The organism is Njordella aestuarii, assembly GCF_056494165.1.
Genome location: NZ_CM151397.1, coordinates 2,312,352 through 2,325,720, shown reverse-complemented (window position 1 = coordinate 2,325,720; position 13,369 = coordinate 2,312,352). Strand labels below are relative to the sequence as shown.

General features: G+C 51.4%; 8 protein-coding genes. 5 read left to right on the top strand and 3 right to left on the bottom strand.

Features of this window, described 5'->3' with window-relative positions:
* Positions 1-307 precede the first annotated feature (307 nt).
* Positions 308-841: a heavy-metal-associated domain-containing protein gene (locus SH451x_RS08915; RefSeq protein WP_479362102.1), complete on the top strand. Its 534-nt coding sequence runs from the start codon at positions 308-310 to the stop codon at positions 839-841.
* A 76-nt stretch (positions 842-917) separates the two neighbouring features.
* Entirely contained in the window at positions 918-3,134 is a 2,217-nt protein-coding gene (locus SH451x_RS08910) for a serine/threonine-protein kinase (RefSeq protein WP_479362101.1), read from the top strand.
* 120 nt (positions 3,135-3,254) lie between these two features.
* On the opposite strand, the gene SH451x_RS08905 is transcribed toward SH451x_RS08910, so the two are convergent.
* Entirely contained in the window at positions 3,255-4,961 is a 1,707-nt protein-coding gene (locus SH451x_RS08905; RefSeq protein ID WP_479362100.1) for a DnaA ATPase domain-containing protein, read from the bottom strand.
* A gap of 1,104 nt (positions 4,962-6,065) precedes the next feature.
* Between SH451x_RS08905 and SH451x_RS08900 the strand changes: the two genes are divergently transcribed.
* Complete coding sequence (locus tag SH451x_RS08900; RefSeq protein ID WP_479362099.1) at positions 6,066-6,590, top strand: fasciclin domain-containing protein; 525 nt, start codon at positions 6,066-6,068, stop codon at positions 6,588-6,590.
* Between the two features lie 85 nt (positions 6,591-6,675).
* Here SH451x_RS08900 and SH451x_RS08895 read toward each other — a convergent pair whose 3' ends face one another.
* Together SH451x_RS08895 and SH451x_RS08890 are read right to left on the bottom strand one after the other, a co-directional pair.
* Entirely contained in the window at positions 6,676-7,479 is an 804-nt protein-coding gene (locus SH451x_RS08895) for a hypothetical protein (protein ID WP_479362098.1), read from the bottom strand.
* Between the two features lie 167 nt (positions 7,480-7,646).
* Positions 7,647-8,249, bottom strand: a complete 603-nt coding sequence (locus SH451x_RS08890) for a peroxiredoxin family protein (protein ID WP_479362097.1) — start codon at positions 8,247-8,249, stop codon at positions 7,647-7,649.
* A 155-nt stretch (positions 8,250-8,404) separates the two neighbouring features.
* On the opposite strand from SH451x_RS08890, the gene SH451x_RS08885 reads away from it, so the two are divergent.
* Both SH451x_RS08885 and SH451x_RS08880 read left to right on the top strand, forming a co-directional pair.
* Complete coding sequence (locus tag SH451x_RS08885) at positions 8,405-9,760, top strand: TIGR04283 family arsenosugar biosynthesis glycosyltransferase (protein WP_479362096.1); 1,356 nt, start codon at positions 8,405-8,407, stop codon at positions 9,758-9,760.
* 568 nt (positions 9,761-10,328) lie between these two features.
* Positions 10,329-13,265 carry a hypothetical protein gene (locus tag SH451x_RS08880; RefSeq protein WP_479362095.1) on the top strand — a complete coding sequence of 979 codons (2,937 nt, stop codon included), beginning with the start codon at positions 10,329-10,331 and terminating at the stop codon, positions 13,263-13,265.
* The last annotated feature ends 104 nt before the right edge of the window (positions 13,266-13,369 follow it).

Sequence of the window (13,369 nt, the reverse complement as noted above, 5' to 3'; positions counted from 1 at the left end):
CGACTGCGGCGAGTACTTAGGCTGGCGGGGTGCTACGGTAAATTCTAGTCTGCTGCACAAACGCGGGTTAACCGTAACGGGGGAGACAAATCAAACTTTCTTTTTTTGCCAACGCCACGCAGCCTTTTTCGTTTTGCGACGCGTCGAGGTGTGCTACGATACGGCATGCCGATCGGATGGTTTACCATTGGCCTAATCGTCTCCCTTTGGACCGCGTTTTGGCTTCAATTTTAACACCACACGGCCGACAAGGTACTGCATTAATTGGTTAATGCGGACTGGAATGCCATTATTTTGGAGAAATCAGATGCTCAAGCAAGCCTTTGCTGTTCTAACGTTAACTGTTTCAACAAGTTTTCTGCTGGCGGCTGACGAAAATGTCAAACTGAAAGTATCAGAAATGCACCTTTGCTGCGGCGCTTGCACGTCGGCGGTGGAAAAGGCGGTTAAGTCGGTGGAGGGAGCAAGTGTCACTGTCAGCGAAGATGAAGGCACAGCCGAGATTGCTGCCAAGGACAAAGAAACCGCTCAGAAAGCGATCGATGCGATGACAAAAGCCGGTTTTCACGGCAAATTAGACAGCGACTTGGTCACCTTCAAAAAGGTCGAGACCCCAGAAGGAACCGTTGAATCGCTTGAGCTCGAAGGAATCCACAATTGTTGCGGTGGTTGCAACGCCGCTATCAAAGAAGCGATCGGTAAAGTTGACGGGATCAAGTCAACGACGCTTGCTGCAAAGAAATCAAGCTTTACGGCTTCTGGAAAATTTGACGCCAAAGAGCTCGTGAACGCAATGCTGGCGGCTGGCTTTCATTGCACCGTAAAAGATGAAGCGAAATAAGGCCGTCTTGGCTTGATCGCTTTCGCGGGTAACCTTAAGCGAATCGATTTACATCGCGCTTATACTCGACTCGACTATGGTACCAGGTGTTGCACTCTTTGATAGCGTCTCAGCTCAGGTGCAACGCTTTGAACACCTCGTAAAAGGGGATATGGTACCGGCCGACCTTCAACAGTTCTTACCCCAGGCACCTTCTGGACTCCGCAGCTTGACTCTTATCGAGCTTGCGAAATTGCACATGCGCCGCCGGACCGCTTTGCAGTTGCCCATCGCTACCTCAGATTACGTGCAAGCTTTTGCAGAACTTGGGCAATGCACTGGCGGGGCGCCGCTAGACCTGATCGTCGAAGAGATCAGGCTCAAGAAACTCTCAAAGGATTTTGATCCCGGTCCAATCCTGAAACAATTTCCGATACACCGGAGCGGCCTGGAAAGATTTCTTAAGGTCGGCGAAACAACGATCGCCAAATCAGTCTCTGCCAATTTTGCTAGTCGGCTGAGCGTCGGAGATCAAATCGAAGGTTTTCAGCTTATCAAAGTGCTGGGGCGTGGCTCGTTCGCAAACGTTTTTCTTTGCCGTCAAGCCAGCATGCAACGCATGGTCGCCTTGAAAGTGTCGGAGAATCGAGGCGATGAAGCAAAGATGCTTGCCAAGCTTGACCACCCCCATATCGTGCGCGTCTACGATGTACGCACTTTGCCCGACCAATCCGCCATGATGCTGTCAATGCAGTATGCGCCAGGGGGGACGTTGCAAGACGTCATTAATCTGGCAACGGGGAAGAAGTGGAGCGAACTGAGCGGCGAAACTCTACTTGCGTCCATAGATCGCCACTTGCTGGCTGCAGAAATCCCTTTCCCGGAAGAAAGTGAGCGTCGACGCCGAATCGCCAAACTCAGTTGGCTGGATCTCGTGATCGAATTAGGAATTCAACTTGCCTCTGCGTTGGACTACGCGCACTCCTCGGGAGTGTTGCATCGGGACATCAAACCTGCCAACATCTTGCTAACGGCCGAAGGCATCTGCAAATTGGCGGACTTCAATGTATCTTTTGCCGAAGAGGTCTGTGCTGGCGATGCATCGAGCTACTTTGGTGGCAGCCTGTTGTATATGTCGCCTGAACAACTGCAGGCTACTCATCCAACGTCACCGATGAACGCAGACAAACTGGATGAACGCTCCGACGTGTTCTCACTGAGCACTGTGTTATGGGAACTGTTGGTCTTACGCACACCTTGGCCTACCGATCAATTGCTCAACGACTGGCAAACGACAATTGAGACCATGCGTCAGCACCGCATTTTAGACCAACCTCAATTACCAACGCTGCCACGTATGTCGCTGCAATTTGAGCGAGTTGTGAACGTGCTGAAGCAAGGCTTGGACGCAAATTCCGACACTCGGATCGGATCGGCTGCACTGCTGGGCGGGCAGCTTCGTCTATGCGGTTCACCCCGGGCATGGCAGCTGATGCACCCCGAATCCAAAGCTTGGCGAGCATTCATCTGCCAGCGACCCATGCTAACATCCGCGGTGGCAATCTTCCTGCCAAACGCTTTGGCGGGTTGGTTCAACTATGCTTATAACCAAACGTGGTTGATCAATAAACACCCTGAAGTCAACGACATCTTTATTCGCACTTCGACGCTGATAAATTTCGTTTCATTTTCGACTGGTGCGTTACTGTTTGTTATAATTGCGTGGCCGATCAGTAAAGATGTCGCGCAGCGATTTCGACGTCGGTCGCAAACTACCTCGAAGTACTTGGAACGAGCTTGCAGCGTTGGCAGCAAAGCCGCAGGGTTGAGCATGCTGCTATGGGGCACAGCGGGGATCGGCTTCCCCGTGTTGCTCGCCCTACAAATGGACAAATTTGGATACAGCGATGCCGTGCACTTCTTGATTTCATTGGCAGTTTGCGGTGCCATCGCTTGCACATATCCGTTTTTGCTGATGACCTTGATCTCAATCGAGTGCTGGTACGGCTTGCTGGTCGGCGATCAATTCAAAGACGCCACTTTTGAAGGCAGATCGAAAAGGCTTCTGCGCCGGTGCGACTGGATATTGCTGCTGGCAATCAGTGTACCACTGGTTGCGCTTGTGTTGCTGCTGGTTCAAGAAGCGCCCGTCCGTCCGGCTCTTTTTGCATTGGTCGGTGCGAGCGGTATTGGCGTCGTCGCTGCATTTCGAGTATTCCGCCGCCTGCACAATTCCATCGAAACGATTCGGCACACGGTTCTCGCCAAAGATACCACCGAGACATCTGACACAGCAGCCAGATCTGTCCTCTAGCGGCTGCACTAGTTACGAAAGCCGCGATGCCAGCAAATCTTGCCAGCTCGAAACACATAGGCTCGGTTGCTTCGACCCGCAATACTCAGCAGCCTAACAACAAACTGGCAGATTCCAGCGTCAACCAACTTGCAACATTGACTCTGCATTGCGAATCAGATCACGAACGCTGACAGTGCCGCTGCGATGCGCCAGTTTTTCATTGCTGCTGACCCAGTCCTCAACACGTTTATGAGCCGAAATCACAGTTGAGTGCTGGCGGTTGCCGAAAAACTGGCCAATCTCGGAAAATGCTGCCGCAGTATGTTTGCGTGCTAGAAACATGGCGAGCATTCGCGGTCCGCTTACGCTCTTGCAACGACTCTTCGCCTTCAAGCTTTTTGGCTCAATGCCGAAAGTATCGCACACAACACGCTCGATATCCGACAACCTAACAATCGGTTGGCTAGCTCGAATTAAATCCAATGTGCAGTTTAATGCTTCTTCTCGTGAAAGCGTACCACCGTTGGAGCGTTGCTGAGCCATCATGCGAAAGACGACGCCATAAATCGAGCGACCGTCACCGGAAGTGCTGTCAGCTAAATCGTTCAACGTCGACTCGCACACGTTGACTTGATGCCGTTTACACAGTTCTTGAAGTAGATCTCGCCGCAAGTTGCGGTCAAGCAAATCGATCGAACAAGTGACTCCGCCTGAGAGTCTCGCATGCAAGTCGGTGCCCAGTCCGACGAGATCGGCCAGCGAACGATCCGCACAGAAGACAACTTGACGACGACGCCCCAGCAAATCATCAACCGTGTTGCGAAGTTCCGCAAGCGTCTGTACTTTGCCAAGGAAGAATTGGACGTCATCTAACAGCAGAGCTTCCACGTCACGATACTTTTTGCGAAACGCAGCAAAGCCAGCTCCGCGAGTCGACTCGGAGAAATCGATCGTAAACTGTTCGGCAGTCATGACCATGACGCGGCGCAAACCGTGCCGAGCCCTTAACTGTTCGGCGATCACCTTCGTCAAGTGCGATTTACCAACGCCATTGGTACCATGAATAAACAACGGCCCCAATTCGCCTGGGCGTTCGATAATCATCTCGCTGGCAGTCATCGCGAGCCGATTGGATGTGCCTGGCAAGAATGGGGCAACAGGTTTGCGAGCTGCAGGCAAGGCTGCGCGAGCGGACACTGGCTGACCACCAAACTTTCGGTCATTAACTGACGTTGGGCGCTCGATCGAGTGAGCAATCCCGGAAACGCTGGCGTGTTCGAATGTATCTTTGCGAACTTGGTTATGTACAACCTGTCGGCTGTGGGCGGCAGGCTGTGAGACGACCAGCGGCTGCACTACAACTGATTCGTTAACTGCCACTTGCAATGGCGAGCCGCTGAAAGCCGTTAAATGCGGTCTAGCGACCAAGGCCGCGGGTGAGGCAGGCATCTTGGGTACATGGGACTGATTTCGGCGGACGACGATCCCGGTTGCGGCTCCGTAGAGCTCTGTTACCGTTTCACGAAGTTCTTTGAAACAAAAGCTGCGGATACAATCAACCAAGAAATCGCTGTCGACTTCCAGATAGAGGTCGCCGGACGCAATTTCAGCATGCGTATTTCGGCGGAACCATAGGTCAAATGCGTTCTGGCCGATCTTAAGCAACAAATGTGCCAGCAATTGTTCAGAAACGTCGGTTGTTGCTGGTTCCGTAGCGTTCGAAGTCTCCAGAAGATTGTCAGAATCAAGGCTTTTCGAGCTATTGGAATTGTCGCTCTGGTAAGCATAAGCGAGAGATGATGACACCTCGCGCTCGCTTGACTTCAATCCTTGGAGAAGATTCATTTCTACCCGCCGCGTTCCAGTTTATATCGCGAATTTGCTTGCAACGCACCTGAAATCAGTTTGTCGCCATCCGTGTCGCCAGCGAGCCTGAGGGAAGCAATTATCCCTTGAGGCCAACTAACGGTGTTGATGTCGACTTTGTGATTCTGTTCCCTGCGTTACATTCCATTTGGCATTCTTGCCTCTTTGACGCGACCGATCAGATTCCGCCTTCGCGTTCAAAGCAGGACCGGATTGTAGTAGTGCTAGCATTGCCGTCAATTTTCGATTCCGGTTTTTGGGTCATTACTTGTGCAAAACTTGTCTGCCGTTGTCGGCACAACGCCACTTTTAGGGAGATTCGCACAAACAGGAATTTTTCATCGCCCGTTCATAATTCGCGGTCGCCATTGTGTGGATAAACCGTCAACAAAGAGCTGACCAAATCCGAAGAATTTAGCCGGTCGGTTTCGTCCCGTTTTCAAGGCATTTGAGATTCTGAAAAGTGTGCCACCGTCGATGCGTTTGCGTTCCTTCGTAGCTGCGTTCGCCAAGAACGCGGTTGAATCGAGGTGAGTTTCCTGATCTGTTGCAAACTTTCGTCTCCTGAAACTTTCATCTCCTGAAACTTTCATCTCCTGAAACTTTCGTCTCCTGAAAAGGGTGCCACTGCTGGCTTGTCCAGCAGTGCTCGTGGCGTAACAGCAAAGCGTCCCAATACGTCCCCGGCTTCTGGAGAAGCCAGCTACGATGCGCTTGGCTGCGCGTGCCTCCGCCTGAAGGCGGTACTACGAACAAATCCCTGAAAAGTGTGCCACTGCTGGCTTGCCCAGCAGTGCTCGTGGCGAAACGGTAAAGCTTCCTAACACGCCCCCGGCTTCTGGCGAAACCAGCTTACGATGCATTTGTTGTTTAAACTGGTGCGACTTTTCAAAAAATTTCGATTTTTGCTTGACAGCCTTCTACCATCCCTACAGAAGACACGCGATGCGATTCGTTCACCATGATGAACGCTTAATCGCTGCAGCTCAATCGTCTGTTTCTGAACCGTGCGTGTGGAGGCCTACACATGTCGGTTCAATTGCACCAGTTAACACTCTCTAAAAAGCACACGGGTAATACAAGATGAAGATTCGATACGTACTGCCACTAGCACTAGTCGCTATCGCAGGTTTCAATGCACCAACAGTTTCCGCCGACGACACCAAACCAGCCGCTGTCTCGGAGAAGGCTGAAAAGTCAATCGTTGACATCGCCGTCGGTAACGATGACTTCTCGACGCTCGTAGCCGCCCTAAAGGCTGCTGACCTTGTCGAAACCCTTCAAGGCAAAGGACCTTTCACCGTCTTTGCACCAACCAACGAAGCATTCGAAAAGCTAGGCAAGGAAGCGATCGCCGATCTGCTGAAGCCAGAGAACAAGGAAAAGCTCGCTAGCGTTCTAACGTATCACGTCGTTGCTAGCAAAGTTCCAGCATCTGCAGTAGTCAAATCAGAAGATGCTAAGTCCGTAAACGGTGAGAAGATCCAGATCTCCGTCAAGGACGGCTCGGTCTACTTGAACGGCAAGTCCAAGGTCGTTAAGACTGACATCATGGCTAGCAACGGTATCATCCACGTCATCGATACTGTCATTATGCCACCGAAGTAAGCTAGTAAAATCTGCTTAACAAACAGATAGACTGAACATAATTCCGAGCCGCATTGACTATGAAAGTCCGTGCGGTTCGTTTCGTTTAAGGGCGAACCGGTTTAAGAAGATTCAGCGGCACGTAGTACCGGACATAGCGTTTACCGTCGTTGTAAAGCACGCCTTTCGGCGACTCGACCAATACAGTCGCTCGCCGCGTGATACGATTCACTCGGCCACGCTTCTCGGCATTATCGATGCGGAAACTGACTACGTCGCCGAGCCGAATGTTGAACTCTTTCTTTGCACGCTCTGCCTGCGTGACCAATTCGTGACGATGCTCCGTATGGCCAAACAAACGATTGGCTATTGTCTGGAAACGAGATGCAGCGCACTCGCTGTGAATCCAGACGAGCATTTCCGCCAAATGAATCAGCTCATGCTCCACGATCCGCTGCATGGCTTGCATACGATTTTCGCACGGCAGTCCGCAGACGCGGATCATTCGATCGTTCCCGCGGAACGTTTGAAACAGCAAGCTTGTCGAAAGAGCAATTTCATAGTCAACTTTTTCGGGCTGACCAAGGTAGGCCGGATAAGTCGTACGCGTCGTCTTGCCACCAGCTCGCGTCATCCGCGAACTGAGCCGGAAGCTCATCCCGTAGATTCTTGCCAAGCCGATACAGCTGCCGTCAAAGAATTTTTCGTCATACGCGACGATCATATTCGTGAGGTCAGTCTGTGAAATCTTCGAAAAATTCTGCTGGTCGATGGCTGGAGAATTATTTAGTGTGAAGGCAGCTATATCAGCCACCCATCTCGCCCTTTCCTCCGGCACAACAATGCGTTGTGTCACGACTTCTTGAAGCCGCCGCAGTAGAACTGTTTTTTGATCTGTTTGAACTGCCATCCGTGTTATTCAATGGAAGGTCGGTGGGACTGCCATTCTGCCAGAGCGAAATTCTAACAGGTCCGCAACCGGACGAAAACGCCCAATGTTGCGGCATATACACAATTGCCGCATGGTTGCGGGTGCTCGTGATACGTCAGTCTTCGCAGTCTTCGACGCTTGCCGTGTTATTGCAGCAGATCGACTACCTGCTGGGCTGGCACACGCCCACCATGCGACTTGCTGATATTGATGAACTTTACTTCGCCCTTTTCAGACAGCAAGATTGTGGTTGGATAGGCGGTTTCGCGAGGTGCATCCCATCGCAGGCCGTATGCATTGGTGAAACTGTAATCAGGATCGAGCAATACGGTAAAATTCTCAGGAAGTTTTGTCTCTGCAAAAAACTCTTTGGCTTTAACGTCCAAGTTGGCGGCTGGCCCCGGGTATACAAGGATCACCCTTGCTTTATGAGCCTGGAACTTTTCATGTGCAGCGACAAAATCCGCGACTTGACCCGTGCACGCCGGACACTGATAGCCTGGAAAGCCACGTAAAGTCACGAGCACAGTCGGACCGTCTTCTAGGTTTTTAGCCAACTCAAACTGACTACCGTCCAGTTTCTTGAGCTTAAAATTGGGGGCTTTGTCACCTACCTCGAGCGGCGCGTTAGATTTTGAGCGAGCAGTATCTTGCTGAGCCCAAACAACGCGATCCTGAGCTGTCACACAAACCGTGGCTCCAAAAGCCGCCGCCACTAAAGTCAGTCCCTTTGCAAATCGGAAACTCATCGCTACCCTCGCAGTCTGGAGAAATTTAAATTGTGAGCTATCTCACAAATGCTTACACCTGTATTTCGATTGTAACACTTTTTACGGCGATCACAATTACAAATGCTAGTCCACGAGTCGGCGTCTTCGTCAGTTCCACTTGAAAGCCATTGCGTATGACCAAGGCCCGGTTAATCGTATTCACTCGATTCCCTGAACTCGGAAAGGTGAAGACGCGGTTGGTTTCGACGTTAGGCAACGAAACAGCAACATCGATTCATACGGCTCTTGCGCGTAAAACTTTTGAAACACTACGACGATTTCGCGCACGGTCTAACATCGACATCGAAGTGCACTTTGCTGGCGGAGACATCGCCGGCATGTCCGAAGTCTTTGGCAGCGATTTCACTTACATTCCTCAACATGCCGGCGATCTCGGAGAACGCTTGCTGGCCGCCAGTCGCGCCGCGTTTGAGTCCGGAGTCGAACATCTCGCAATCATCGGTACCGATTGCCCTTGGCTAACAACCGAACACCTCTCCGGTGCATTCCAGCATCTAAGCAGTCTGAACGCGGTTCTCGGCCCTGCGACCGACGGCGGCTATTACTTGATGGGTTTAAATCGATCGGCGTCCGATCAACAGGCAAGCGGCGCATGGCAGCGAGTCTTTACTGGGATTGATTGGGGAAGCGAACAGGTGCTTAGTCAAACCAAAGCTGCATTCCGCGCGAATCGATGGCGATACAAAACGTTGGAGCCATTAAGCGACGTTGATTTTGCACAGGATTTGGTAGGGCTGAGAAGCGAGCTTAATCGGTTTGACGCGAATATTCCAGAGCCTGTGTGCAACCGATTATCGGTGATTATCCCGACGCGCAATGAAGCCGCCTGCATCAAGCAAACAATCGAACGACTTGTCTCGGCCGCTGCAGAACCCGTTGAAGTGATCGTCGTGGATGGTCACAGCACGGATGCAACCGTCGAGCTTGCGGCGCAAGCGAACGCTATCGTGGTTACGTCAGCAGGCGGACGTGGCGCGCAGATGAATGTTGGGGCAGTGCTTGCAACAGGCGACGCGTTGATGTTCCTGCATGCTGATACGCGAGTGCCAGATCGATACGATCAGATTGTGCGAGACACGCTGGTTCCGGGAGTCGGGATGGGCGCATTTCGCTTGGGGGTAACAGATTGTACGCCGGCCCTGCAGATGATCGTCTATGGAGCGAATCTGCGATCGGCTTGGTGTTCAAAACCGTACGGCGACCAAGCGTATTTCATGATGGCTGATCGTTTTCATGCGATGCAAGGCTTTCGTTGCTGGCCGCTGATGGAAGACTTCGAATTTTGCACACGGGCGAGGAAGTTCGGCCGAATTGTCATAGCGCAAGAAGCGGTAAGCACAAGCGATCGTCGCTGGAGAAAACGCGGCTACTTTAAGACCTTTTTGATGAATCAGGCAATCGTGGCGGCCTACTATTGTGGAGTGCCGCCAACAAAGCTCGCCGCTTGGTACCGGACAAAAGCGACGTAGCTGACTTCGCGTAGAAGCCGGGGATGTATTAGAAAGTTCTGCCGTTTCGCCACGAGCACTGCTGGGCAAGCCAGCAGTGGCACCCGTTTTCAGGAATTGTTCGTAGTACCGCCTTTAGGCGGCGGCACGCGCAAATCAAGCGCATCGTAGCTGGCTTCGCCTAGAAGCCAGTGTAGTGTTGGAAAGCTCTGCCGTTTCGCCACGAGCACTGCTGGGCAAGCCGGCAGTGGCACCCGTTTTCAGGAATTGTTCGTAGTACCGCCTTTAGGCGGCGGCAAGCGCAAGTCAAGCGCATCGTAGCTGGCTTCGCCTAGAAGCCGGAGGGCGTGTTGGAAAGCTTTGCCGCTTCGCCACGAGCACTGCTGGGCAAGCCAGCAGTGGCACCCGTTTTCAGGAGACGCAAGTTTGCAACAGATCAGGAAAGCTCACCCAGCTTCAACCGCGTTCTTGGCGAACGAAGCTACGGGGGTGTTTCCTATAAGGCCCCGTAAGCGTGGTGTCACGAATCAAACATGGTATACTCAAGCGCTCTACCAGCTCGGGCCAAACCAATTATGAGGGCGTAAGTATGATGCGTGCGTGCGTTGGTCGATTCGAATTCCCAAATCTTTTGTTATGTTTGTCGCTGGCGGTCCTCTCGGAACACAGCCTGATTGCCCAGGACGTTCCACGGTTGGAAATACTGCTGAACGCAGCAGAAAGCTCTACGCTTCCAAACAAAATAACTGGTACCACCATACATGAAGTTGTTTTAGAGCCAAATGAAAACGCTCCCTTTGGCTCTTTCGAAATCTTTGTAAACGCGGTTGCCAACCAGCAGGACGCGGGCATCCGCATCGAACTGGATCGTGAATCTCGCAATGATCTGCATGCTCTGTCACTGTATGTTGACGGAAGTCAGTGCACGAACATATCCGAAGCTGGGTTGATGGTCATTGACGCCAACGGGAAAGCGTTTGTGCACTTGGTCAAACCGCATGGCAATGCTTGGCAAAAGATTACCGCTGAGCTCGCAGATTTTACACTTGCCGCCAAAAACGAATCATCCGACAGCGAGCCCAAGGTATCACTTCCGATTCAGACCATTTTCGCGATCGCAAGAGCAACGGAAACAGGCCCCACACGATTCGCTTTCGATGCTCTTACCGCTATTCTCGATAGCTCGGCAACAGAAGATTCGGTTGAGCTAACTCCGATTGGAAATCCACATCGAAACTACGACGATTCACTTACCTTGAACTTGGTCGCAACGAACAAGAGCGACAAGCCGATTGACGTGAAGCTCGCTTCCTCGATACGAATCGATTCTTACGATGGCGACGTCGTTCAGGTAATTGTATCTACATCATCCGGTAGTGAGACCGCCCAGCCGTTTGAAATCAAACAGGAAACTTCTGTCAATCTCGCCGCTCGTTCGATTGCAAGCGTCAAACTGAAGTCCAATAAGTCTATAGCGCCCGGCAACTATGTCGTTCATTTGTCCACGCAACATGCGTTCGGATCTACCACGGATACTTTTCCTTATTTGGTCGATGGCGGAGAGGTCGTTGAGCAATCCGTGCGTGAACGTTTCGGTGTTAATATTTCTGACGGCCAGCGTGCTAAGGATTTGCGTGAACTTGGATTTGGTTGGGCACGAGTGACCGATATCAGTTGGGCTGACTTCAATCCTTCGGAAAGCGTCTTTGATTTTGATTCAGTACCTGTAGATCGCAGAGAGTCACTCGCCCAGACGCTGGCAGCACTAGACCGCGACACTAAAGTAGTTGCCGTCATTTCGAAAACTCCCGATTGGAGTTCGGTGGCAAATAAGTTCCACTCCCAGGTCGGAAGATCATTTCCGCCTTCCAAGAACAGTCATTTTGAGCAGGCAATCAAGCAATTTTCGATGCGATTTGGCGCAGAGAAAGTGGAACAGGACCTACTGTTGACGAAGGACAAAGTATCAGGTCTCTCCCAGATAGATGTGATTCAACCATGGAATCGGCCCGACGATAGTGGATTAGAACATAGTATGTTCTTTGGATCTCTAGCGCAATACGCGGAACTACTCGACGTGGGCAGGAATGCAGCCCTTGCAGTCGATCAAAACCTAGAGACCGCCGTCGCGGCCGTTGAACTGAACGATGCTACGATTGAACACTTTCCATTCAGTGAATCAGCAGAGTCCAAATTCGCTTTGCGTGCGGCCGACAATGTTGCGATTGAAAGTCCATTGGACTCGTTGTCGACGCGCGGGATTTTCGCCAACTATTTGACTCTAGTTCATAAATCCATCCGTGCGAAAGCGCCATGGGCAAAGACGTGGACGATTCAACCGCCCTTACTCAATACGCGTTCGATCAACGACTACAGCAACGAATCGGCTCAACTCGTTCAATATGCCTTAACATCTTATTGTGCCGGTTCAAACGTGACTTTCTTGAACGCTTCACCGTTGGAACAATCAACTGATGATGGCCCCGTCGAGCAACGTTCGCAGCACGAAACGATCTGGGACTCGGACGGTAAGTTGACGGAGGCCGGATTTATGGTCAAGACAGCTCTTCGACAACTTCCTCCAGGCCCAACCCTTGTCAAAAGAATATTTTGTCAAGATTCGAAGATTCGAATCTATGCTATCTTCAGTTTCGAGCGGCATGTCATCGTAGCTTGGACGACAGGTGTGGAAAGGTTCCTGGAGTTTGACAATACGGTAGAAACGGTATTTACACGGGATGGCAGGCTACATCCCTCGGTGAGTACAGTTGTAGATAGCTTTGGACATCGGACCGAAATTGCCAAATTACCAAGAGTCAAAATCCGCCTAACTCCTGCTCCCGTCTACTTGCATTTTAGCAACGAAGTGAAGGATTTGCGTGAAGGCCTTCAACCGAGCCGATTGTTCGAGATGACGAACCGATTGTATGAACAGATGACGCAGCATATGATCGTCGATGCACTTGAGTATGAGTTCGTCCCTACCATGGCATCTTTTCGCAGCTCAAGCTTTCCCGAAAGTCTTGAACAACCGCAATCCCCGATAAGCCAGGCTATACCAGACAACAGGTTTACTGAGCTGCTACGCAAGACAACCGCTTTTCAATATGCCCATCAGACCGAACTGATCCATGTTGGTTCCAACAGTCGATACACGCAAAAAAATCCCTATGGATTTGTAGTTTCCCTCGCTGATCGCAGCGGTAAAGAGATTCAAACCGGAATGCCATTTCGCGTTGCGATTCCCCCGTCAGCTGAAAGGGCAATTATTCGATTTTACTGCGATGCCGCAACCGACATCGATGTAACTATTTTTCCAAATCGGAAACGGAGCTTCGTGGTTACACCGGATAAACCAGAGATTGTTGTGGATCGATTCGAAGGCGGAGACATGCTCGTAGAGCCGCAGAGCGAAGTGGCCTACGCTTATATTCGTATCGAGATGCCTCCGCGGGAGTCATTGGAACCAGAAGAGCTGAAACTTGGTGAGAACTTCCGCTTCGTCAGTACCATTGATGGCCAATAGCAGTTTGTAGATTTTGCAAACTCATTGTTCAAGCACATTGTTCAAGCGCATCGTAGCTGGCTTCGCCAAGAAGCCGGGGACGTGGTCGTCCATTCATTAAATCG

Excerpts from the sequence above, each read along its gene's own strand:
- SH451x_RS08895 (WP_479362098.1), bottom strand. The coding sequence starts at position 7,479 with ATGGCAGTTCAAACAGATCAAAAAACAGTTCTACTGCGGCGGCTTCAA.
- SH451x_RS08910 (WP_479362101.1), top strand. The coding sequence starts at position 918 with ATGGTACCAGGTGTTGCACTCTTTGATAGCGTCTCAGCTCAGGTGCAA.
- SH451x_RS08880 (WP_479362095.1), top strand. The coding sequence starts at position 10,329 with ATGATGCGTGCGTGCGTTGGTCGATTCGAATTCCCAAATCTTTTGTTA.
- SH451x_RS08890 (WP_479362097.1), bottom strand. The coding sequence starts at position 8,249 with ATGAGTTTCCGATTTGCAAAGGGACTGACTTTAGTGGCGGCGGCTTTT.
- SH451x_RS08900 (WP_479362099.1), top strand. The coding sequence starts at position 6,066 with ATGAAGATTCGATACGTACTGCCACTAGCACTAGTCGCTATCGCAGGT.
- SH451x_RS08905 (WP_479362100.1), bottom strand. The coding sequence starts at position 4,961 with ATGAATCTTCTCCAAGGATTGAAGTCAAGCGAGCGCGAGGTGTCATCA.
- SH451x_RS08885 (WP_479362096.1), top strand. The coding sequence starts at position 8,405 with ATGACCAAGGCCCGGTTAATCGTATTCACTCGATTCCCTGAACTCGGA.
- SH451x_RS08915 (WP_479362102.1), top strand. The coding sequence starts at position 308 with ATGCTCAAGCAAGCCTTTGCTGTTCTAACGTTAACTGTTTCAACAAGT.